Origin of the sequence: Prevotella lacticifex (assembly GCF_019973375.1) — a bacterium.
GTDB classification, from domain to species: Bacteria; Bacteroidota; Bacteroidia; order Bacteroidales; family Bacteroidaceae; genus Prevotella; species Prevotella lacticifex.
Genome location: NZ_BPTV01000001.1, coordinates 2,223,014 through 2,246,240 on the forward strand (window position 1 = coordinate 2,223,014; position 23,227 = coordinate 2,246,240).

23 protein-coding genes are annotated in these 23,227 nt (G+C 50.4%); 11 read left to right on the forward strand and 12 right to left on the reverse strand.

Annotated features, from left to right (window positions below; translation table 11 throughout):
- Position 1: 1 nt before the first annotated feature.
- The 3 genes from crcB to LDN30_RS08780 are packed head-to-tail and all read right to left on the reverse strand — an operon-like array spanning position 2 to position 1,887.
- On the reverse strand, positions 2-379 hold the full coding sequence (crcB, locus tag LDN30_RS08770) for a fluoride efflux transporter CrcB (RefSeq protein ID WP_223926303.1): 378 nt from the start codon (positions 377-379) through the stop codon (positions 2-4).
- A 36-nt stretch (positions 380-415) separates the two neighbouring features.
- The gene (locus tag LDN30_RS08775; protein ID WP_223929274.1) at positions 416-1,171 is read right to left on the reverse strand and encodes a TIGR02757 family protein; all 756 of its coding nucleotides are present in this window, start codon (positions 1,169-1,171) and stop codon (positions 416-418) included.
- A gap of 17 nt (positions 1,172-1,188) precedes the next feature.
- On the reverse strand, positions 1,189-1,887 hold the full coding sequence (locus tag LDN30_RS08780) for an HAD family hydrolase (RefSeq protein WP_223926305.1): 699 nt from the start codon (positions 1,885-1,887) through the stop codon (positions 1,189-1,191).
- 186 nt (positions 1,888-2,073) lie between these two features.
- On the opposite strand from LDN30_RS08780, the gene LDN30_RS08785 reads away from it, so the two are divergent.
- Together LDN30_RS08785 and LDN30_RS08790 are read left to right on the forward strand one after the other, a co-directional pair.
- Positions 2,074-2,481, forward strand: coding sequence for an Hsp20/alpha crystallin family protein (locus LDN30_RS08785; RefSeq protein ID WP_223929275.1), 408 nt, complete (start codon positions 2,074-2,076; stop codon positions 2,479-2,481).
- A gap of 629 nt (positions 2,482-3,110) precedes the next feature.
- Positions 3,111-4,052, forward strand: coding sequence for a calcium/sodium antiporter (locus LDN30_RS08790; RefSeq protein WP_223929276.1), 942 nt, complete (start codon positions 3,111-3,113; stop codon positions 4,050-4,052).
- Position 4,053: 1 nt separating this feature from the next.
- Here LDN30_RS08790 and LDN30_RS08795 read toward each other — a convergent pair whose 3' ends face one another.
- Together LDN30_RS08795 and LDN30_RS08800 are read right to left on the reverse strand one after the other, a co-directional pair.
- On the reverse strand, positions 4,054-4,926 hold the full coding sequence (locus LDN30_RS08795) for a TlpA disulfide reductase family protein (protein WP_223929277.1): 873 nt from the start codon (positions 4,924-4,926) through the stop codon (positions 4,054-4,056).
- A 44-nt stretch (positions 4,927-4,970) separates the two neighbouring features.
- Positions 4,971-5,783, reverse strand: a complete 813-nt coding sequence (locus LDN30_RS08800) for a hypothetical protein (RefSeq protein ID WP_223926309.1) — start codon at positions 5,781-5,783, stop codon at positions 4,971-4,973.
- A gap of 196 nt (positions 5,784-5,979) precedes the next feature.
- On the opposite strand from LDN30_RS08800, the gene LDN30_RS08805 reads away from it, so the two are divergent.
- From LDN30_RS08805 to pepT, 5 genes are all read left to right on the forward strand, one after another.
- Positions 5,980-7,752 carry a hydroxymethylglutaryl-CoA lyase-like TIM-barrel protein gene (locus LDN30_RS08805; RefSeq protein ID WP_223926310.1) on the forward strand — a complete coding sequence of 591 codons (1,773 nt, stop codon included), beginning with the start codon at positions 5,980-5,982 and terminating at the stop codon, positions 7,750-7,752.
- Positions 7,753-8,322, forward strand: a complete 570-nt coding sequence (locus LDN30_RS08810; RefSeq protein WP_223929278.1) for an HDIG domain-containing metalloprotein — start codon at positions 7,753-7,755, stop codon at positions 8,320-8,322.
- Between the two features lie 205 nt (positions 8,323-8,527).
- Positions 8,528-11,251: a putative LPS assembly protein LptD gene (locus LDN30_RS08815; protein ID WP_373316529.1), complete on the forward strand. Its 2,724-nt coding sequence runs from the start codon at positions 8,528-8,530 to the stop codon at positions 11,249-11,251.
- A 172-nt stretch (positions 11,252-11,423) separates the two neighbouring features.
- On the forward strand, positions 11,424-13,691 hold the full coding sequence (locus tag LDN30_RS08820) for a cation:proton antiporter (RefSeq protein ID WP_223929280.1): 2,268 nt from the start codon (positions 11,424-11,426) through the stop codon (positions 13,689-13,691).
- A 163-nt stretch (positions 13,692-13,854) separates the two neighbouring features.
- On the forward strand, positions 13,855-15,078 hold the full coding sequence (gene pepT / locus LDN30_RS08825) for a peptidase T (protein ID WP_223926314.1): 1,224 nt from the start codon (positions 13,855-13,857) through the stop codon (positions 15,076-15,078).
- Positions 15,079-15,973: 895 nt separating this feature from the next.
- Here pepT and LDN30_RS08830 read toward each other — a convergent pair.
- Positions 15,974-16,414: a hypothetical protein gene (locus LDN30_RS08830; protein WP_223929281.1), complete on the reverse strand. Its 441-nt coding sequence runs from the start codon at positions 16,412-16,414 to the stop codon at positions 15,974-15,976.
- Between the two features lie 358 nt (positions 16,415-16,772).
- Between LDN30_RS08830 and LDN30_RS08835 the strand changes: the two genes are divergently transcribed.
- The 3 genes from LDN30_RS08835 to LDN30_RS08845 are packed head-to-tail and all read left to right on the forward strand — an operon-like array spanning position 16,773 to position 18,735.
- Positions 16,773-17,012, forward strand: a complete 240-nt coding sequence (locus tag LDN30_RS08835; RefSeq protein ID WP_223929282.1) for a DUF6926 domain-containing protein — start codon at positions 16,773-16,775, stop codon at positions 17,010-17,012.
- A 23-nt stretch (positions 17,013-17,035) separates the two neighbouring features.
- A complete protein-coding gene (locus LDN30_RS08840) occupies positions 17,036-17,461 on the forward strand; it encodes a PcfK-like family protein (RefSeq protein ID WP_217744872.1) in 426 nt (141 codons plus the stop codon).
- Complete coding sequence (locus LDN30_RS08845; RefSeq protein ID WP_223929283.1) at positions 17,458-18,735, forward strand: PcfJ domain-containing protein; 1,278 nt, start codon at positions 17,458-17,460, stop codon at positions 18,733-18,735. The genes LDN30_RS08840 and LDN30_RS08845 overlap by 4 nt, the downstream gene beginning before the upstream one ends.
- 308 nt (positions 18,736-19,043) lie before the next feature.
- On the opposite strand, the gene LDN30_RS08850 is transcribed toward LDN30_RS08845, so the two are convergent.
- The 6 genes from LDN30_RS08850 to LDN30_RS08875 form a co-directional block, all read right to left on the reverse strand.
- The gene (locus LDN30_RS08850) at positions 19,044-19,541 is read right to left on the reverse strand and encodes a DUF3408 domain-containing protein (protein ID WP_223929284.1); all 498 of its coding nucleotides are present in this window, start codon (positions 19,539-19,541) and stop codon (positions 19,044-19,046) included.
- 82 nt (positions 19,542-19,623) lie between these two features.
- Positions 19,624-19,791: a hypothetical protein gene (locus tag LDN30_RS08855; protein WP_217762185.1), complete on the reverse strand. Its 168-nt coding sequence runs from the start codon at positions 19,789-19,791 to the stop codon at positions 19,624-19,626.
- 19 nt (positions 19,792-19,810) lie between these two features.
- Positions 19,811-20,455 carry a hypothetical protein gene (locus LDN30_RS08860; RefSeq protein ID WP_223929285.1) on the reverse strand — a complete coding sequence of 215 codons (645 nt, stop codon included), beginning with the start codon at positions 20,453-20,455 and terminating at the stop codon, positions 19,811-19,813.
- Positions 20,456-20,476: 21 nt separating this feature from the next.
- Positions 20,477-20,923 (reverse strand): DUF3408 domain-containing protein, encoded by a 447-nt coding sequence (locus tag LDN30_RS08865; protein ID WP_119238661.1) that lies wholly within the window; start codon positions 20,921-20,923, stop codon positions 20,477-20,479.
- Between the two features lie 4 nt (positions 20,924-20,927).
- Entirely contained in the window at positions 20,928-21,686 is a 759-nt protein-coding gene (locus tag LDN30_RS08870; protein WP_032856280.1) for a ParA family protein, read from the reverse strand.
- An 850-nt stretch (positions 21,687-22,536) separates the two neighbouring features.
- Positions 22,537-22,776 (reverse strand): hypothetical protein, encoded by a 240-nt coding sequence (locus LDN30_RS08875; RefSeq protein ID WP_223929286.1) that lies wholly within the window; start codon positions 22,774-22,776, stop codon positions 22,537-22,539.
- Positions 22,777-22,940: 164 nt separating this feature from the next.
- On the opposite strand from LDN30_RS08875, the gene LDN30_RS08880 reads away from it, so the two are divergent.
- Entirely contained in the window at positions 22,941-23,225 is a 285-nt protein-coding gene (locus LDN30_RS08880; RefSeq protein WP_223925384.1) for a hypothetical protein, read from the forward strand.
- The last annotated feature ends 2 nt before the right edge of the window (positions 23,226-23,227 follow it).

Consider the following 23,227-nt stretch of genomic DNA (forward strand, 5'->3'; position numbering starts at 1 on the left):
ATCAGAAAGCCTTGGCAAGCTGGTGGCCGACAACCGTAGCCGCCAGACCCAAGGCCAGGCTGCCGAAAATATAGAGGGCGGCAAACGCGTAATTGCCGTCTTTGAGGAGCGAGTCGCTCTCATTCATGAACGTCGAGAACGTCGTGAACCCACCACAGAACCCCGTCGTCAGAATCAGTTTTGTCGACGGGGTTAACCATGTTCCGCCGTAGTTGAGACCTGACAGGAATCCGATGAGAAGACATCCGAGGACGTTCACCGTCATCGTGCCGAGCGGAAAGGCCACGGCTGTCAACGACTGCACCACCTTCGAGAGGGCGAAACGTGCGCCACCACCGAAGAAACTGCCTAAACTTACAAGCAAGAAATCCTTAAACATATCTTTTTACCTATATTATTATTTCTGAAATTTGCATCATTTGTTAACCCCGTAACCGAAGAGTGCAAAATCGCCACGGGCCGGATCATCGGGGAATACCTCCTGCATCGCCTCGCTGAGCCTGACCACCGTCGACCAGCTGGCCGTCTTACTGGCTATGAGACCGAGGTTGCGGGCCTCCTGCAGCACGTGGGTATCCATGGGTATGAGCAGCGTGCGGCGGTCGACGAACGAGGCCCACAGGCCGAGGTCGACGGGCGAAGAGCTGCGCACCATCCACCGGAGAAACATGCACGGCCGTTTGGCCACCGACGTACGCGGGGCCGGAACCATGCCCTTCACGCCCCTTGCGTAGAAGAATCCCGACAGTGCCGCGAGGGCATCGACGGCATTGCCACCGGGGGCGGAGACCCTGACATAGTCGCCAATCGTGGGATAATGGACCACGATGTCGTGCAGACCGTCCATCAGCGCACGCATCATGTGGTTGTTATAGAGCCGGTAGTAGCACGCCGTATCGTCGGGAACGCCGGCCGTATAGGCGCCGCTGCGTATCCACTGGGCGGGATGGTTGCCGCTGAGGTCGAGCAGACGCTGAATCTTCGGCAGGAAGAGGTCGCGGCGCCCGTAGCTAAGCACCGAAGCCAAGAAGGCAATCATCTCCTGGTCGGCAGGATCGCTCACCTGATGCATGAACCACGAGGGGTCGCCGACGATGAAGCCGGCAGTCTCGTAACGGTCGGCAAGGCTGCGCAACAGTCTTTTTATTTCATCTGAAATCATCGTTTCCATAATCTTTATCTTCGTTTTTAGAGCAGCAGAGGAGCCAGTTCGCCGAAGTGCTGCAAGCGGAAGAGCCGCTCATGGTCGTATTCCTCCGTCTTTTCGTACTGCCACAGAACGTGGAAGGGGATGTGGGCAGCCGTGCCGCCAAGCTGCAGCACCGGTTCGATGTCGGACTTGAACGAGTTGCCAATCATCATCATCTGCTGCATCGACACCCCGTAGCGCGAGCAGAGACGGTTGTACTCGTCGTGGGTCTTGTCGGCAACGACGACGGCATCGTCGAAAAAACGGCCGAGTCCGGAGCGTCGCAGCTTATTCTCCTGGTCGAGAATCTCGCCCTTGGTGAACACCACCATTGTGTAGCGGCCGCTGTCGTGGAGCCGCTTCAGGGTGGCTTCGACCTCCGGCAGGGGCGTCGCCGGAAGCTCAAGGAGCGATCGTCCGAGGCCTACGACCTTCATTATCGTGGCGGCATCGACCTTTCCGGAGCTCACCACGATGGCATTCTCGACGAGCGAGATGGTGAAAGCCTTGCAGCCGTAGCCTAAGAGCGGCATGTCGGCAGTCTCGGTGGCGAAGAGAGCCTGCGATATCTCATCGGCCGAACCATAGTCGGAGAGGAGACGGCAGTAGGCCTCCTCCACAGCCACAAAATGGCTCTGGCAGTCCCAGAGGGTGTCGTCGGCATCGAAAGCCAACAGCTTTATGTCGTCTGTAAGCATATACCTATTATATATAACGATGTGCAAAGGTAACAAATTTTCCCATAACGAGTGGACAGTCACGGACTTATTAGCCACAGACCGACATCTTGTCAGCCTCAAGCGAGACAAAATGACACAGAAACGGAGTGGCACGAGGGTTGCATATAGTATAGCGTAAACGAACAAAACATAGGAGACAAAGATATGTACAGAGACAATTGGTTACCCGAAGTCTTCAACGACTTCTTCAATAATAGCAACATGCCGAAGCCAAACGCAACGGCACCCGCAATAAACGTACTTGAGAGTGAGGGTGGTTACACCGTAGAACTCGCAGCGCCAGGAATGCAGAAGGAGGATTTCGACGTTAACATCAACGCCGATGGCGACCTGACCATCAAGATGGAGAAGAAGGAGGACGAGAGCGAGAAGAACGCTCACTATCTCCGTCGCGAGTTCTCTTACTCGAAGTATGAGCAGACCCTCATCCTTCCCGACGATGTCGACCGCGACAAGATCGGTGCTAAGGTAGCCAACGGTGTACTCACCGTCACCCTGCCAAAGATCAACCGTCAGGAGCAGAAGGTCTCGAGGACAATCGAGGTGGGATAAGCCCCACGCTCATAAGCAATAAGAAAAGTTTCTCATATATACACAGTGGAAAAGCAATAATAGAGTTTTAGTTATAGAAAATAGGTGTTATTTCGATATTAATTGTGTGATTGTTAGATTCTGAAAAGCCCGAATGCGTGAGCACTCGGGCTTTTTTCGTTGTTGAAGAACGGCACTCCAGGCACTGGTCAAGACTCCGCAATCAAACCGGACGGACAAACAGAAAATGCTGAAATATATTTACACGAAAATCAAACAGGCCGTTTTGCGTTGCGAAACGGCCTGTTTCGGCTTGCGAAACGGTCCGTTTTAGAGCACGAAACGGCCTGTTTTGCAACGCAAAATGGCCAGTTCTGTAACTCATTGAGTATCAATCAGTAACAAAGGCGTATCTAAAGCTCGATATGAATCAAATATATTTACATTTTATTTTGGTCGGAAGCAAATTTCAGGAGAATCCCGCCAAAAGATTCATATAATCCGATTAAATTGATTAACTTTGCAACAATCAATCATCGCATCTATGGATTGGCTGTTGGCTGACGGCCTTGCTGTTTCCACGATGCGACAAAACGGAATATCAATAAAACGAAAAAGCCCCACTGAGATGTGGGGCCGGAGGAAGGAATATGCTGATAAATATCTTATCAATTGTTATTGGAATAGTGTTAGTATTGTGGGGCGCTGACCGTCTGACCGACGGTTCGGTGGCCGTGGCCGAGCGGTTGGGCATACCGCAGATCGTCATCGGTCTGACCATTGTGGCCATGGGCACGAGCATGCCGGAGTTCTGCTCCAGTCTCGTCTCGGCCCTCCACCATCAGCCTGGAATGGCCGTGGGAAACGTCGTCGGGTCGAACATCTTCAATGCCCTGCTCATCGTGGGTGCTGCGGCCGTCGTGGCACCAATCAGTATCCTCCGGTCGTCGGTGAAGAAGGACATTCCCTTTGCTCTCGTCGCATCGATGCTGCTCGTTCTTCTCTGCGGTTTCGACGGGAAGATTCAGCGCTACGATGCCGCCATACTGTTGGTTTTCTTCGCCATCTTCATGTATATGACCCTGCGTGAGGCCAAGACCGGCAGTGCCGAACAGCCGTCGGCCGAGGGCCAGACGAAGCCCATGAGCCGGCTGATGGCCGCGGTGTGGATAGTGGTGGGCCTTGCCTGCCTTATCGGCGGCAGCACAGTGTTCGTCAACGGAGCCTCCGAGCTGGCCTCGGCCTTGGGTGTCGACCCCACAATCATCGGTCTGACCATCGTCGCCATGGGCACATCGCTGCCCGAGTTGGCCACGAGCGTGGTGTCGGCAACGAAGGGCAACAGCGGCATAGCCATCGGTAATGTGCTGGGCTCGAACGTGTTCAACATCCTTTTCATCCTCGGTGTGACGGGAGTTATCTCTCCCCTCGACATCCAGGGCATCACCCCCGTCGACCTGTCGCTGTTAGTTGTCTCGATGGTCCTGCTGTGGCTCTTCTCCTACACCAAACTGCGCATAGAGCGTTGGGAGGGAGCCGTGCTCATAGCAGTGTTCGCGGGCTACATGACAATGCTCATCGTCAACGCGTAGTCTACTTCAACAGACTGGCGAGGGTGGTCTGAAGAGCATCGCCACGGAGGTCAACAGCCACAATCTTTCCCTTAGGATCGAGGAGGACGTTGGCCGGAATGGAGTTAATGCCGTAGACCGATGCCGCCGCACTCTGCCAGCCCCTGAGGTCGGACATCTGCGGCCACGTCATGCCGAGTTGCTTGACGGCTGCCGTCCAGGCACCCTTGCGCTCGTCGAAGCTCACACCGACAATCTCGAAGTTCTTCGACTTGTATTTTCTGTAAGCCTCAACGACGTTTGGCATTTCCTGCCGGCACGGACCGCACCATGAAGCCCAGAAGTCGACGAGGACGTATTTTCCTTTTCCTACCCAGTTGGAAAGGCGGACGCTCTTGCCATCCATATCGCTCATCGTAAGGTCCTTATATTGCAGTCCGGGGTGGCGTTTCTCTAACGAGGTCAGCAGATGCTTGGCCATCTTCAGGGCCTCATCGTTGTAGTAGCCGCTCTTGGGGTCACAGATTTCCTTTAATTCATCGTAGTTGAAAGCGTAGGCTACGTTACCCGAAAGGTAACGGGCTGGGAACTTTGTCGACTTGAATTTCCGGACGATTTCGAGGATAGTGGCCTTCTGTTTCTCGCCGAGACTGTCGGCTTTGGCATATATCTCTTTTATCTTTGCATCGTGGTCGGGAGCCGCTGGCGATGCCGCTATGGTGCGGTACTCAGCCTCGAGACGGCTCTCCTCGGCGTCGAAACTGTCCATGCGGGCGGCGTACCAGGCCGTATCGTGGTCGGCGGTGTCGCTGACCGGTTGTTGTGGATTATTGCCCTGGCCGCAAGCCGAGAGTATCTGGAGGGCAAGGACGGGAAGAAGGAAAATCTTTTTCATCTTTGTTCGTTTTCGTTAATAATGGAATGTGGGCCTGAGCCCGGTTATTTCTTTATCGTGTCGGCACTGCTGACCTTCTTTTCGGCAGCCTGAGCCTTGGCGTTGGCCTCGATGGCGTTGGCCTTGCGGTGATACTGCATGACCTTCTTTCCGAAGAGGGCTGCCATGGAGTCGGTACCGAGATAGACGAAGGTGCCATCGTCGAATCCCACTTGGCTCTGTGGAATCCGCTTGCCCTGCTCGTCGACGGTATCCTTATAGAGGTACAGGCGGCCGTTGATGATGTGCCAGCTGGTATAGACCGTCACCTTAGGATAAGCCACAGGGCTATTGTCGTCGAGCGAGTTCTCCTTGACGATGAGGCCTACGGGGCTGGCCTGATAGTGGCGCTTGAGGGTGAAACCGTATTCGCGGGGAACCATGTACAGGGCTTTCATCGAGTCGGTCATGGCGGCCTCAGCCTCCTCGGCGTTCATCGTCGGGGTAGGTTTCACCTTCGGAATGACCTGAAACGTCCATGTTCCCTTGAGCTCATCGAGGTCGACGACGAGGTTGGCTTTCCGTTTGTCGTGGGGGTCGACCATCATTCCCACCCAGTCGCCAATCGCCAGACTGCCAAAAATCTGGTGATTGCGGGTGGCATCGATGATGTCGTAGCTCACAGGGTCGCCACCGCTGTTGGGCAGGAATACGAGGGTGGAGTCGTTGGTGCCGTCGCAGGCCAGACCGTAAAGGGTGTTGTCGCCCTTCACCCGCTCGGTGATGTCGATGGCGCCTTTATCGCCTTCGGCCTGATAAGTGCATGCTCCTAAGGAGATGGCTATAAGCAGGATAATGAATGCTGGAAGTTTTCTCATTTATGCTTTAAACTTTTTTGCTCACATAATATATCAACGTGCAAAGTTAATGCAAAATGGGCAAAATACAAGTCAAAAGTTGCAAAAAATAAAACCATTCGACAACTAATTGGATTTTTTTAGGTAATTTTGCAAGTCAGTACCGCTATATGAACGCGGTAGGAAGTATTTGGAAACAAAAAACATACATATATCAATGGGAAAGAAAATTCAGTTCAGTCTCGTTTATCGTGACATGTGGCAGAGCTCCGGAAAGTTCCAGCCACGCAAGGACCAGTTGGAGCGTATAGCTCCGGTAATCATCAAGATGGGATGTTTCTCGCGCGTCGAGACCAACGGCGGTGCTTTCGAGCAGGTTCAGTTGCTTGCAGGTGAGAATCCTAACGAGGCCGTCCGTGCGTTCTGCAAGCCTTTCAACGAAGCCGGCATCAAAACCCACATGCTCGACCGTGGATTGAACGCTCTGCGCATGTACCCCGTGCCCGACGATGTGCGCCGGATGATGTATCAGGTGAAGCACGCTCAGGGTGTCGACATCCCGCGTATCTTCGACGGTCTGAACGACATCCGCAACATCGCGCCTTCTATCAAGTGGGCAAAGGAAGCCGGCATGACCCCGCAGGGCACTCTTTGCATCACCACTTCGCCCGTCCACACCCTCGAATACTATAGCGAGCTCGCCGACAAGGAGATAGAGGCCGGCGCTGAGGAAATCTGTCTTAAGGATATGGCAGGTATCGGTCAGCCGGCATTCCTCGGCAAACTGACGAAGATGATCAAGGACAAGCACCCCGAAATCGTTATCGAATACCACGGACACTCAGGCCCCGGACTGTCGATGGCAAGCGTTCTGGAAGTGTGCCAGAATGGTGCCGACATCATCGACACAGCCATCGAGCCGCTCTCGTGGGGTAAGGTGCATCCAGATGTTATTTCGGTTCAGAGCATGCTCAAGCACGCCGGATTCGACGTTCCCGAAATCAATATGGACGCTTACATGCAGGCCCGCGCCCTCACTCAGGAGTTTATCGACGAGTGGCTCGGCTACTTCATCAACCCGCAGAACAAGATTATGTCGTCACTGCTCCTCGGTTGTGGTCTGCCAGGCGGCATGATGGGATCGATGATGTCCGACCTCGGCGGCATACGCGGTACCATCAACAATCTGCGCAAGAAGAAGGGCGAGCCTGAGCTCAGCGTCGACGACCTGCTCATCAAGCTCTTCAACGAGGTGGCTTATGTCTGGCCGCGTGTGGGTTACCCACCACTCGTGACACCGTTCTCGCAGTATACAAAGAATATCTCGCTCATGAACCTTCTCTCCATGGAGCAGGGCAAGGGGCGCTACGTCTACATGGACGATGCCATGTGGGGCATGATCCTCGGCCGCAGCGGTAAGGTGCCAGGCGAAATCGCACCGGAAATCAAGGAGTTGGCAAAGGAGAAGAACCTCGAGTTCACCGATGTCGACCCGCACACACTGCTCGAGAACAAGCTACCGGAATTCCGCGAGGAGATGAAGAAGAACGGATGGGATTTCGGAAAGGACGACGAGGAACTCTTCGAGCTCGCCATGCATCCCGAGCAGTACCGCAACTATAAGAGCGGTCAGGCCAAGAAGAACTTCCTTGCCGACCTCCAGAAAGCCAAGGATGCCCGTGAAGGCGCTAAGGTCTCTATCGAGGAGGCTACCGCTTTCAAGCACGCCAAGGCCGATGCCATCGTTGCTCCGGTCAAGGGTCAGGTGTTCTGGGAGTTCCAGGGCGACGGCGAGGCTGCTCCTGCCGTCGAGCCGTACATCGGAAAGGAATACAAGGAAGGCGACGTCTTCTGCTACATCCAGGCTCCTTGGGGCGAGTTCGTCACTGTTCCGGCCGATCTCGGAGGCAAGCTCGTGGAGATTGGTGCCAAGCAGGGGGCCAAAGTACGCAAAGGCGACGTCCTCGGATATATTCAAAGAGAGGCCTAAGTGGACTACAAAGCAATAATCGACAAATACTATCCCGAAGACAATAAGCTTCGGGATATACTCATCACTCACAGCACGCTTGTCATGAAGCGTGCTGTGAGTATTTGTGATGCACATCCAGAACTGGCTATGGACAGGCAGTTCATCATCGAAGCAGCCATGCTCCACGACATCGGCATATGCCGGTGCAACGCCCCCGGCATCGAGTGTTACGGCAGTGAGCCCTACATCTGCCACGGTCGCTGCGGGGCAGAGATGCTCAGAGCCGAAGGATTTCCGCGTCATGCACGAGTTTGCGAAAGGCATACGGGAGCCGGACTGACGAAGGAAGAGATTGTCAGTCAGGACCTTCCACTGCCCCATCAGGATTTCCTGCCCGAGACAATGGAGGAAAAGGTCATCTGCTATGCCGATAAATTCTACAGCAAGACGCACCCCCGGAGGGAGAAAACCTACGAGCAGGCCGAGCACAGTCTGGCCAAATTTGGTAAGGAAGGACTGGAGCGGTTCAGGCAGTGGCACGACATGTTTGAGAATTCAGAAACGTTAAAAACAAAGGATAACGAATAAAAAGCGAATTGCAAGAACGGAAATACAATATTTTTTCCGTAACTTTGTCGTTTGATTAGCAATGCGCACAAAAACCATCATATTGCTTTTGATTTCAGTCGCTATGATTGTAGTGGCCAAAGGCAACGTATATGGATATTTCGCCGCAGGCAGACAGTCTGTCGGCGACACCGTCAACGTCGATACCCACAAGCTTTTAGGAGAGATGAAAGCTGCCGAAAATGGTGCCGGAACGTCGAAGGACAGCACCATTACCGACTCGCTGCACCTGGCCATTGAGGCCCACAACAAGATGATCGACGACTCGCTGCACCGCGACAGTCTCCAGAAAGCAAAGAAAAACGGCATAGAGGCTCCAGTAAAATACGAGGCCGGCGACTCCATCGTCTACGACGCCACAACGGGTATCGCCCACCTCTACGGCTCATCGAAGGTCGACTACCAGAACATGAACCTCGAGAGTGAGAAGATTTACCTAAGCCTCGACAGCAGTCTCGTGAGGGCAACGGGAGCCAAGGACACCTCAGCGGCCTTCCTCGCCGACAACCACGGCGACAGCATCAAGGGCACACCGGTATTCAAGATGGGTGCCGACGAATACAAGAGCGACACCATGGCCTTCAACTTCAAGACGAAGAAAGGCCTCATCCGCCAGGTTTACACCGCCCAGGACGACGGCTACATGCGTGGAGAAGTGGCAAAACGTGACTCCACCGGTATCATCTACATGCAGCACGGCCGCTATACGACCTGCGACAAGGACCATCCCGACTTCTACATCGCCCTCAGCCGCGCAAAGGTAAGGCCGGGAAAAGATGTTGTCTTCGGACCCGCTTATCTCGTCGTTGCCGACGTTCCGCTGCCGTTGGCCATCCCCTACGGATTCTTCCCGTTCACGAAGAAATACTCCTCCGGATTCATCATGCCGAGCTACGGCGACGAGAACGACCGCGGATTCTACCTTCGCGACGGCGGATACTACTTCGCCATAAGCGACAAATGGGACCTCAAGCTCCTCGGAGAGATATATACCCAGGGCTCATGGGGACTCAGTGCTGCCAGCAACTACCGCAAGCGCTACCGCTACAACGGCTCGTTCCTCTTCAGCTATCAGGACACACGGACCGGCGATAAGGGTATGCCCGACTACAGCAAGCAGACGAGTTTCAAGATACAGTGGAGTCACCGGCAGGACACGAAGGCCAATCCTTTCAGCACGCTGTCGGCAAGTGTGAACTTCGCAACGTCGAGTTACGAGAGAAATAACCTCACCTCGATGTACAATCCGCAGACTATGACCCAGTCGACACGTACATCGTCGGTAAGCTGGAGCACCACTTTCTCGAGCATCGGCATGTCGCTGTCGGCCACAACGAACCTCAGCCAGAACATGCGCGACTCGTCGCTGGCCATGACCCTGCCCGACCTGAACATCAATATCAGCCGTTTCTACCCCTTCAAGCGCAAGCATGCGGTGGGAAAAGAGCGCTGGTATGAGAAGATATCGATGTCGTACACCGGCCAACTGAGCAACTCGATAAACACGAAGGAGGACATGCTTCTCCACTCGAACCTCGCCAAGGACTGGAAAAACGGATTCCAGCACAATATTCCCGTTCAGGCCAACTTCACGCTCTTCAACTATATCAACGTCACACCGTCGTTCAACTTCACCGACAGGATGTATCTGAAGAAGGTGAACAGGGGCTGGGACGATTTAGCACAGAAGGAAGTGCTCGACACGACATACGGTTTCCACAACATCTACAATTGGAATATGTCGGTATCGGCAAGCACAAAGATTTACGGATTCTGGATTCCGAACCACAAAATCTTCGGCGACAAGCTGCAAGCCATCCGCCACGTCATCACACCGCAGGTCAGTTTCAGCTATTCGCCCGACTTCAGTGCCCGCCGCTACGGCTACTACGACAGCTACCAGTATACCGATGCCGACGGCAAACTCCACTATGTGGAATACTCGCCGTACCAGAACGAGCTCTACGGAGGGCCCGGCCACGGACAGACAAAGAGCGTCAGCTTTGACATTGCCAACAATATCGAGGCCAAAATCAAGAGCGACAAGGACTCGACGGGCGTGAAAAAAATCAGCATTATCGACGAGTTGGGACTGAACATGTCGTACAACGCCGCGGCAGCCACTCACCGATGGAGCGACCCCTCGGTGCGGCTGCGCCTCAGATGGTGGAAGAGCTACACGTTCTCCATGAACGCACGATTCCGCATGTACGCCTATGAGGACGACGACAACGGGCACCACTACCTCGGCAACCACACCCAGTTCCACTTCAACCGGCTGCCGGTGTTCCAGGGATTCTCGCAGAACATATCGTTCACCCTTAACCCCGAAAAGCTGAAAAAGCTCTTCGGCCACAGCGACGACGATGACGACGACAACCAGAAAGGCTACGACGACGGTGAGGGAACGGACACCGACATAGAGTCGAACGTCGACGACGTGCTCGAGAAAGGCAAGCACAAGGCCAAGAAGAAGAGCGGCAGCATGGCCGAAACCGACGAGGACGGATACATGAGGTTCTCGATGCCGTGGTCGCTGACCTTCGGTTACGGTATCACGATGCGCGAAAATACGGGCGGAAGGTTCAACACCAAGTCGATGCGCTATCCTTATCAGTTCACCCAGACGCTCAACGTCAGCGGCAACGTACGCATCAGCGACGGCTGGAACATCACCTTCGCCAGCGGCTACGATTTCGACAGCCACGACCTCTCGATGACAACGGCCAGTCTGAGTCGCGATCTCCACTGCTTCAACATGAGCTGTTCGGTGGTCCTCAGGCCCTACACGAGCTACAACTTCACCTTCAGGTGCAACGCCTCAACACTGACCGATGCCTTGAAATACGACAAGCGCAGCGGAATAAGCAACGCCGTGCAGTGGTATTGATAGCCGACGGTAGAGCCGAAAAGCGGCACCGGAATGTCCGAAGCAGATCAAATAGTTTATTAAAAGACTGTAATTTTCAGCGGTCATCCTTGGAGTCGTGGACAAATTTGAGTAAATTTGTCCACGACTTTTTTTATTTTCCACAACATATAACATTAATATATAGCTTATCTTGAATAATATATCACCTCTCATTGTCGACCTGGCCCTCATCCTCATTGTTGCCGGTATCGTCACCCTTGTGTTCAAAAGGCTCAAGCAGCCCTTAGTTCTCGGATATATCGTAGCCGGATTTATCGTCTCGCCGAATATGCCGCTGACGATGTCGGTGGTCGACAAGGCCGACATCCACACCTGGGCCGACATCGGCGTAATGTTCCTTCTCTTCTCCCTCGGCCTCGATTTCTCGATAAAGAAAATCCTGAAGATGGGTGTGGCTCCGGCCGTTGCCGCCGTCACGATAATCTTCAGCATGGTGGCCCTCGGCGGCGGTGTGGGCCACGCTTTTGGCTGGACGCGGATGGACTGCATCTTTCTCGGTGGAATGTTAGCCATGAGTTCCACTACCATTATATATAAGGCATTCAACGACATGGGCCTCTCGCAGCAGAAGTTTGCCTCGAGCGTCATGAGCGTTCTCATCCTTGAGGACATCCTCGCCATCGTTATGATGGTCATGCTTAGCGCCATTGCCGGCGGCGGAGCGCTCAGCGGCGGTCAGATGTTGCAGAGCATAATGAAGATAGTGTTCTTCCTCGTCCTGTGGTTTGTCGTCGGACTGTACGTCGTACCGAGTTTCCTGCGTGCCGTTCGTAAGCTCATCAACGACGAGACCCTCCTGATTGTGGCTCTCGGACTATGCTGTCTGATGGCTGTAGTGTCGACGCGAGTGGGATTCTCGGCAGCCTTCGGAGCCTTCGTCATGGGCAGCATCCTCGCCGAAACCATTGAGGCTGAGCGTATTATAAAATTAGTTGAGCCGGTGAAGAACCTCTTCGGAGCCATCTTCTTCGTCTCTGTCGGCATGCTCGTCGAACCGAAGATTCTCGTCGACTATGCCCTGCCGATAGTCGTCATCGTCATGACCATCCTCATCGGTCAGGCCGTTTTCGGATCGATAGGATTCCTCCTGAGCGGCCAGTCGCTGAAGAATGCCATGCGCTGCGGTTTCTCCATGGCTCAGATTGGCGAGTTTGCGTTCATCATTGCGTCGCTCGGCCTCTCCCTGGGGGTCATCAGCGACTTCCTCTACCCCGTCGTCGTGGCCGTCTCGGTGGTGACGACATTCCTCACGCCATACATGATTCGCGCCGCCACACCCTGCTACGACGGCATCGTAAAGGTCATTCCCCACAGCTGGCTGCGCCGGTTAGAGCACAGAACGATGGGAACGCCCGAGACATCGGAGACGAAAGCCAACTGGAAACGGCTCATCCGCAGCATGGTCATGAACACGCTGATATACAGCATCCTCTCGGTGGCCGTCATCGCGGTCATGTTCAACTTTGCGCTGGCACCACTCCGTTTGCTGAGCACGAGCGTCACCGGCAGCCACTGGGCCGGCAACGCGGTCTGCGGAGTGCTCACCCTGCTCATCATTGCGCCATTCCTGAGGGCGATAATAATGAAGAAGAACCACAGCGAGGAGGCCAAGGCCCTCTGGACGGAGAACCGCATGAACCGGCTGCCGCTGTTCTTCACCATGATTGTGAGGATTGTCATAGCATCGTCGTTCGTCTTCTACATCGCCACCTATCTCACCCGCTTCACCACAGGACTGATTTTCGCCATCGTGGCGGCAGTCATCGGCTATATGATTCTATCGCGGAACATCAAGAAACGGAGCATCTCGCTGGAGCGTCGCTTCATACAGAACCTCCAGTCGCGCGACGTGGCAGCGAGGGTCCACGGCGACCGCCGTCCGCTCTTTGAGCAGCATCTCCTCGACCGCGACATACACATCGGCATGTTCACCATTCCCGAGGATTCGACATGGGCCGGCAAGACACTCAAGGAGCTGAAATTCAGAAACCGTTTCGGCATACACGTCAGCAGCATCATCCGCGGTGTGCAGCACATCAACATCCCGACGGGCAGCAGCGTGCTCTTCCCCAACGACAAAATTCAGGTCATCGGCGACGACGAACAGCTCGCAAACTTCGGCAAGACGATGAAAGCCGAAATCAACCACGAGGACCCGGAGATAGAAAAACACGACATGAAACTGCGGCAGCTCATACTCTCGGGCAGCAGTCCGTTCATCGGCAAGACCCTCAGCGAGTCGGGCATCCGCGACATATACAACTGTATGGTTGTGGGCGTTGAGGAAGGTCAGGAAAAGCTCACGATGATCTCGCCGTCGCGAAAGCTCTGCAAGGGCGACATTCTGTGGGTCGTCGGTGAGCCCGACGCACTCAAGACGCTCGAGAGTGCGGAATGAACCTTACGATGTACGAATCGTCAATGGCACACGCCGAAACATCAAAAAGGCAGGAAAAGGCAAGATTCAGTGTCGGATATTTTGCCAATAGGATGTTTTATTGTAACTTTGTGCCACGAAGGAAGTAATCTGGAAAGAAAAAGATTATCACAAAAATAAGACTATGAAGATAGAAGAAAGATTCATAAACTACACCAAGTTCGACACTCAGTCGGCCGAGGACACCGGCACAGTGCCAAGTACGTCAAAGCAGCTCATCTTTGCCAAGTACCTCAAGGAGGAGTTGGAGAAGGAAGGTCTCGAGGATGTCGAGATGGACAACATGGGCTATATCTACGCCACCCTGCCTGCCAACACCGACAAGGACATCCCCACCATCGGCTTCATTTCGCACTACGACACGGCCCTCGATGCCAGCGGAGCGAACATCAAGGCACGCATCATCCGCAACTACGACGGCAACGACATCGAGCTGTCGAAGGGAATAATCTCCAGTACGGCAAAGTTCCCCGAACTGTTGGAGCACAAGGGCGAGGACATCATCGTCACCGACGGCACCACCCTCCTCGGTGCCGACGACAAGGCCGGTATCGCCGAGATTGTGCAGGCTATGTGCTACCTGCGCGACCACAACGAAATCAAGCACGGAAAGATTCGTGTCGGCTTCAACCCCGATGAGGAAATAGGTATGGGTGCCCACCATTTCGACGTCGAGAAGTTCGGCTGTCAGTGGGCATACACGATGGACGGCGGCGACATCGGCGACCTCGAATACGAGAACTTCAATGCTGCCGCGGCCAAGGTTACCATCCACGGAGTGAGCGTCCACACAGGTTACGCCAAGGGAAAGATGATCAATGCCGCAAGGATAGCGTGCGAATTCAACAGCATGATTCCCGTGACCGACATTCCCGAGACCACCGAGGGCTATCAGGGATTCTACCATCTGCTCGGCATCGAGGGTGCCTGCGAGGAGGCAAAGCTCAGCTACATCATCCGTGACCACTCGCGCGAGAAATTCAACGACCGCAAGAAGTTCATGGAGGACATAGCTAAGAAGCTCAATGAGAAATACGGCGACGGCGTCGTAGAGATAAAGCTCACCGACCAGTACTATAATATGAAGGAGAAAATCGACCCGAACATCCATGTCGTCGACCTCGTCGTAAAGGCCATGGAGATGAGCGGCGTGAAGCCGAAGGTCGAACCCATACGCGGAGGTACCGACGGTGCCCAACTGTCGTTCCGCGGACTGCCCTGCCCCAACATCTTCGCCGGTGGCGTGAACTTCCACGGTCCTTACGAGTTCGTGTCCATCCAAGTCATGGAGAAGGCCATGGACGTCATTGTGAACATCTGCCGGCTCACCGCCAACTACAACGACTGATGTCGTCGGCAGACGCTGAGAAGTAAAGGCTACAGACGCTGATGCAGCAGCGGAGAGACGCGACGAAAAATACGAAAAATCTTTACGGCATTCCAATACATGCCTTTTCATGATGCGAAACGGTCCATTTCAGCTTGCGAAATGGACCGTTTTGCGTTGTGAAATGGACCGTTTTAAAGATAGAAAGTACGTATTTTTTATAAGTGATTGAGAATGAGATAAGTTTTTATCTCATAAAAAGAAGAGGTTACGAATTAGAAATAAACAGAATGTAGCATCCTGCTGTGATTTGCATAACCATCCAAAGAACTCTTTCGGTTGCAAAGGTACGATATTTAATCGGGGATAAAGAATGTTTTAAGATTTTTTATCCTCGATTTTTTGCTTGTATAAATCTGTTTTCATTAAACCCTATTCTTCTCTATTCTTTGCTGTTTCCATTTCAATCCATTCAAACATATGTGGCAATGGTTTCTGTTTTTTGAATGGTCTATTTCGTTTGCATATTCTCATCCTTTCGTGTGTTTTGTATAAAAGTCAGCCGTCGTCGCAGAAAGACAGTCCTCGTACCTCAGACTAACTTCCTCCGACTATGGCACGGCAAGAAAAATCCTTGGCAGTATGCCTTGAAATACTTCAAGACTATACTGCCAAGGACTTTTCTTTGTTTGCCGTGCTGACAACGGCTGACTTTTATAGCCACAACTCGCAGTTCCATTTTTTATCGCACAATCCAAACGACATGAAACAGTGGCACGCCACCCTTTCATGTCTCAGTAGTACGGCATGAGGAAAAGTGCTTCTTTTTGTCGGTTGCAGGCTAACCGATCAAAAGAAACACCATTCCTTGATTTGCCGTACCATTTTGTTTGCATACTCCACCGCAAGAAAGAAGTCATTGATGTAAACCCCAACGACCACTTTCATGCTTGGCTGCACAACCTTGGAGAAAACCCGATGCAAGAAGTATGGACAAGCCATACTCTTCTTTCACCGGAATTTCTCTGAAGGCTGTGCCATTCTTGTATGCGATTTCCATTTTCCTAAAAACATTTGCAAGACAGTAATTGTATCCATTTCTAAGAAATGAGTATGCGATAATCGTACAGTCCAAAAACTTCCGTGAAGTTTCTATTTTCATTTGCCGCTCTGATTTTCTTTCCTCCACATGGTCTTTCCTTTTGGCATCAACCGTTATCGTGCAGGTGCAAAGGTATGGCAGCGGGCTTTGGAAATAAAAGGTCGAGCCTTCGGTTTTCGAAAAAATCTCCACACCGTTGGGTAGTATTTTTCCGAAAAACCTTGTATTTCCAGCCTCGCCGCCCTTGAAAGGCACCTGAAACGAAACGACCGATGCGACAGGAAGACGCAAAAAAAAATGTCGGAAAAGGGAGCGACAAAAAGGTGAAGAAACGAGAACTTCCCTTCAGTTCCTGGAACCGCAAATAAATTTAATTCAAGGCTATATGACAACAAACATCAACATAACACAGACTTGGTGGAGATTACTCTCCGCAGTCGGCTCAACCCTCATCACTTTGGTGGCTTGGTTGGGATATATGGCTCTCTGCATGGTCGGTGAAGTCATATTGGGAATTGTGAAGTTCATCTTCGGCATCATCATTTCCATTCTTTCTATGGTGGTACTGATTGGAACATTCATTTGGTTATTAACACTTTAAAGTACAAGCGATATGAACAGAAGCATTGAAGCGATACCTACATGGGCACTCTGCTACATCATCAACGGCGATGCAAGCGGACTGACTGACGAGGAAAGCCGTATGGTGGACGAAGCCATACGCAAGAACAATATTGAGATAGTAAGTCCAAGATACAACGAGGACATGTGCACAGAACCTTACTTCAGCCGTTATCCGTTCTTCGGACTGCCTACAGAAGTTGAGGACTGCGATATCGTCTATCACGAGTAACAACCCCTTTAACAACATCAGACATGAACACTACAGAATATTTCAAGAGAACCATACAAGCCTATTTGGAGGAGCGTGCTATGGAGGACGAACTCTTTGCAGCCAAGTATGACAACCCCGACAAGAACATAGACGATTGCGTCACCTACATACTTAATTGGGTGCAGAAGAGCGGTTGCAACGGCTTTTGCGATGACGAGATATATGGGCAAGCCATCCACTACTACGAGGAGAATGACATCGAGGTAGGAAAACCATTGAACTGCCAAGTGTCTGTTAACCACCACATCGAACTCACAGAGGAGGAGAAGGCACAGGCAAGACAGGAAGCCATCCGCCAATATCAGCAAGAGCAGATGAACAAGATGCGTAACAGAGATACCGCCAAGCGCACCTCACAGAGAACGGAAACAGAAGTACACCAACCATCATTATTCGACACGTTATGAAACCAAGAACGAAATATCAGAAGCAAGTCGTAACCTCAAACAAGGGGTTACGACCTATCAAGGGAGCGCAAATGCAATGGGCATTCCGTGAATGTCTTGACCACTATGCCTTTCAGTTGAAGCACGGACAGACCACCTGCATGGACTGCGGACACACTTGGACTACGGACGAGGATGCGGACAAATGTGTCTGCCCGAAGTGTAAGGCAAAGTTGGAAGTGCAGCGCACCAAGCGACAGAAGGCAATGTCTTCTACCTATTTCAGTGTACTCACCGAGCGCAAGGGACTGCAACTTATGCGAGCATTTCAGATGAAAGCCTATTACCACAAGGGACAAAAGGCAGACATCTATTGTTGGGAGGTGGCACGCTATTGGATGAACGAGAAAGGCAAGGTGGAGGTTATGGCACGCAAGCGCACAATGGGTATCTATATGGACACGTTCTGCTACGACTCCGACATTGAACTGCGCAAGGACAACACCACCTATCAGCATATTGCTTCATTTCCGGTCTGCCCCGATATGAAAGTCATTCCTCAGATATGGCGCAACGGCTTTGACGGAGCGTTTCACGGCATCGAACCGCTTACATTGTTCAAGGCAATGTTGACAGACCACCGCATCGAAACAATGATGAAGCAATGTCGTTACGGACACGTCCGCCACTTCATAGACCACCCACGGCACTTGGAGACTTGTTGGAATGCCTACAAGATAGCCAACCGCAACCATTACCTTATTACAGACATCGGCAAATGGGCGGACTACATCTGTATGTTGGTAGAAATGGGCAAGGACATCAGAAGTCCACATTACATTTGCCCCGACAACCTTGAAGCCGAGCACGACAGAATATCCGAGAAAATCAGAGCCAAGAAAGAAAAGGAGCGCACCGAGGAGGAGATACGCAAGGCATTGAAGAACGAGGACAAGTTCAAGGAAATGAAGAGCCGTTTCTTCGGTTTGATGTTCACGGACGGCAATATCGTGGTGAGAATGCTTGAAAGCGTCAGGGAGCACGTTCTTGAGGGTAAGGCGATGCACCATTGCGTAGGCAGCGGTACAAGCTACTCGCTCAATCCCGACTGCATCATCTTCTCTGCAAGAATAGCCGAACAAAGGGTTGAGACCGTGGAGTTTTCACTCGAACAGATGAAAGTCGTACAATGCCACGGACTACAGAACAAGGACACCGAGCACCATGCCGACATCATCAACTTGGTGAACAGCAATGCAAGACTTATAGAGCAACGAATGGTTGCAACAACATAAAATCCATATCGGCGGAGCGATGAAAATTCGTTCCGCCACTTTCTTCATGAGCCGAGGAGCGGAAAGAAAGTGGCAAAGAACCGTTTTTTCCTTATCTGCGATGCTTGCAGAATAACAAAGGACAGCCCAAATCAAAAGGACTGTCCTTTATTCATAAATTGTTTTTTTCTGTTCCTTGGGAGATAGTCCCATCTGGCGATTGACACTTTTGCTTACTAATGCGGCATGATGCCGTCCTATGGATTCAGTGGCAAGCTGAGATTTTAGCCGTAGTCTTTCTTTTTCATTGGCGTACTCTTAATTTATTGTCAGAGGCGATACGACTTGAGACCTTCATCGAATGCAGCCTTGATTTCGGCTGCATAGGCATTGAAGTGTTCGTTGATGATGTTATCCACATAACTTGCAATGGAAATCTTTCCCTTGCCTACGACACTGACAAATTTAGTCACACGCTCATGAATGTCCTCGCTGATGCCAACATGTCTGCCATATATTGCGGTAAAACCTGCATTTGCCATGAACTTACCGACATACTGCTCAGCACGCTCTTTCTCCATTCTGTCGATTGGCTCAAATTCACCCACATCATAATTCTCATATGCTGCATCTTCATCAAAACACTCCTCCTTGTCGGAAATAGTTGACGATGTACGGTCTAGAAATGTCTCTTCAAGACAAGCGTCAATCTGTTTACCAACTTCCTCCATTGTCTCTTCATAATTTCTCATGAAAGCCTCATACAACTCCTTGGCATCTGTCGAAGTGAGTTGTCCTTTACCACAGTTTTTTGTTTTGTCTGCCATAATCATTTTTTTAATTGTTATACAAATTCTCTGCTATTGAAATACTTGTTGACTATTGAAAATCCAACCTCAACAGTTTTTGTCAGATACCTGACATATGCAATTCCATCAACGCATCTATTTTGCGTTTAATAATCTTTGAGCGTTCTGCGATTTCAGCTTGTAGCTTTTCGTTGTCCATTTCCGAGAATATTTTGCCCACATGTGCAAATCTATCCTTTGTTGCATTGTTCTCTTCTGTTCTTTCCATAATTCTCCTTATTAAATTGTTATACAAAGTCGAGGATATTGAAGTCCTCTATACTGTCTGGCACCTTAAACTCTTTCTTTGGCTTGGAAATCTCTACAATCTTGTGAGTTTGCAAGTAGAAGGTGACGTAATCATGGATGTTCTTCTTGCACTCCTCGCTGTTCTCCATGAATTTCTCATAGAATTGGTTGCCATCCATCTCATGGAAAACCTTGCCTGCATGTCTTTTCTCCTTGTCCGTTGCTTTCGGTGCCTTGACGGTATTCACAGCTGCGTCAATGTCCTCAAAACTTGACCCTTTGGCTTGTGGTACATCGGAATCTTTCTTATTGTCAGAATATTTCACACCAATATCTTCTATGCGAACATTCGTAAACACGTCATCAAGCTGTTCGTCAGAAATCCGTGCCGTACTCTTTGGAGAATCGTCAAATGTCACGTCATTATCCGATACGGACATGGATTCTGTTTGTTTTTGTTCCGTTTCTTCTTTCTTCCGCAGTTGGGACACTTTGAAAAGACTTTTGCCTACAAGTGCCATCGGGTCGATAGGCGGTTTTTTCTCCTTTTCCTTGTCGTTCGCAACTTCAAGAAGCAACTTGTTGTAAAAATAGATAGTCCAAACATTGAATGCAGCCAAGACTATCAAGAATATAGTTTCCATTGTCATGCTTGTTCCTTTTTGTTACACATTCCAATCGTCAATCTCTTTTCTCAGCAAGCCGTTGATTTCTTCTTGGTTCTCTTCAAGATGTCTCTCAAGAATAAGGTCGATGTAACCACCGACTGTCAACTCATGCTTTGCGAGCACACTGACTATTCTTGAAATTCTCCTGTGTATCTCACGGCTGATATAAACGCATTGACGAGTCTTTATCTCGTTTCGCTTGAAGAATGCCGAATCGTAACTTTCCGAAGAAGCCTTGGGAGGCTTGCGTGAAATTGGCGACTTATCGGTCTGCGAGCAATGGGACTTCCAGCCAACCTCTTCTTTCTCTTCGGTATCTTTCACTTGGGATTGGGAAGCTCCGTCAAGAATGGATGCCGTTGTCGTGCCAATCTTGCTCTTGCCAATAGAGGCAATGAGCAGATTTTCATCTATTGCGTCAGTGTTGATTTTTCTGCTTACCATAGGCTCATGTCTTTATGATTTCACAAATCTCGTCGGACAACTCCTTGATGCCACTCCCTCGCAACAGGTTTGGGTCTGATGGAAAGATGGTGGAACGGAACACTGCCTTTCTGTTCTCCGACAGCTCTCTTCTGAAACGTTTGCTGTCTGGCAGTCGTGTGTTGAGAACCGAATAGTCGAGAGACTTGAACATACCTTCATATACATCATACAAACTCGTGCGTTCTCGTTTGTCAACCATTGTCCAAAAGAAAGCAAGTTTCTTGGTGACCGACCAACCCTGTGTCAAAAAGTTATCGTGGAACAACTGCATGAAGCTCATTGCGCTTTCTACAACAAAGCGGTCTGCGCTGACGGGTACAAAGATGTAATCCATCTGAGACAAGGTCTTCATGACGCCCTCACTTTTGATAGTCCCAGGCATGTCAAAGAAGATGAAGTCAAGCTTAACCTCTGTTTCATTCAACACTGTCTCTGCGTCGTCAAGCGCATTGACAGCATTGCTTCTCGTTACGCTGAAGGACTTCTTGCCCAGCTTTTTGAAATGCTCACAGGCTTGCGCCTTGAAATAGTCGCTGCTTTTGATGAGTTCCAGTTCCTCGTCTCGCAGGTCTGCAAGGTTGTATTGTGGCTCGTCACAGTCTATGACCGCCACATTGTAACCCTTGACATTGTGAAAGTAGTTGGCTACAAGAGCCGTGATGGTGGACTTTCCTATTCCGCCTTTCTGTGTTGCGAACGCAACAAATCTTGTCTTACTCATATCGTTAACTTTTTAAATTGTTGATTACTCGTTTCTATGATTTCCTGCCAATTCAAAGATATGAACACTTTGATGTCCATGTCTATCGGTCATTGCTCCATTATGGAGACCTTGAACTGTTGCAATGCTTCATCATTTCCATACGACAACGACAGTGAATCAGTAAGTCTGTACGTCAGTGGAGCATCATGGATGCAAAGAGACGCTGCAATAGTGACAGACTTATTCGTTGCTGCAAATGCTTGTTTCATCATATTTTCAAATCATTGGTTCAATGTTTCGGCTGCAAAATAACAACGAAATTTCCGAAAAACAATGGTTTTCAAATCCTGTGGCAGCATGTTGCCGATAGTTGCAGTGGTTGTCTGGGGTAGCATTGTTACAAGGGCGCATTTTTAGCCGTAATTTTACATCCGAAAGGCAAAGCAATGGATAGCGCATCCATATCGTTCCGACAAAAACAAGGCTTGATGCTCCGCAAAGGACAGGATTTCCCGAACAGCTTCCATTCGGGATGGGATAGCTTCTTACGAAGGCTAACTTCAATCCACCCTAAGCGGATTTTTATGTCCTCAAAGACATAGCAAGGTATGTTTTGAGTTACTCAAAACCGTTCGGGTTACTCCCTCCCGACCTTGCCCTGCCAGGTTGGTAGCCTCTCCGAAGTCGGGCTCCCCATGTTCCAATCTGCCGATATGTTGTATGGTTCCATCATAGCTATATGCACCGCTTGTTCCATTTTGGTATGAACATAAAAAAGGATGGCAAGAGTTTTAATCCTACCATCCTTTTACAATTCATGGAGAAGTCTTATGGCAACCAGTTGTTCTCCATGAACCAAAGAAAAGGCTTATCTAATTCTTACACCTTTTCCATTTAGTACTTCACCTCTAATATCATCAGTTTTACATAAATACAAGTCGTAGCCAATGGCTGTAATATCGCAATATCTTGGAGGAGTAATGACTTTTCCACTTGGTGACATCAATCCATACCAACCAAGTTCTGCTTCATATTTTTTGCAATTTGCAGTCTTTTGATAAGGTGTTGGTTCTGCTTCTGCCGTTTCACCTGTTAAATAGGCTGTCAAAAATTTAGTCAGTTTTTATACTCATAATTGCTTTTGATTTACAAGGATTTATTCTTAACTTATATAAACATATTCCATAGTATATATTAACTTTAATAATTTGCATAAGTCATTGAATATTAGTACCTTTACATAGAAAATATAACAATGTAAAGTAAAATATTATGACAAAAGAAAGTGCAAAAATAAAGAGACTGGAAGCATTACTCGCTAAGAAGAACGAGAAGGAAAAGGCAGCATCGGCTAAGATTAAAAAATTAGAAGCTTCAATTATGGCTAAAGACAAGAGTAGTAAAAAATGGAAAGACAAGTACAAGGAGTTGAAGAAGGAGAGCAAGGCCAAGGATACAGAGCTCAAAAAAAAACGTCGTTTGAGTCTGAACACGACGGAGGAATTGTTCGACTTGCTTTCACGCCAGTTAAAGGACACTCATTCTGGGCGGAAGTGATA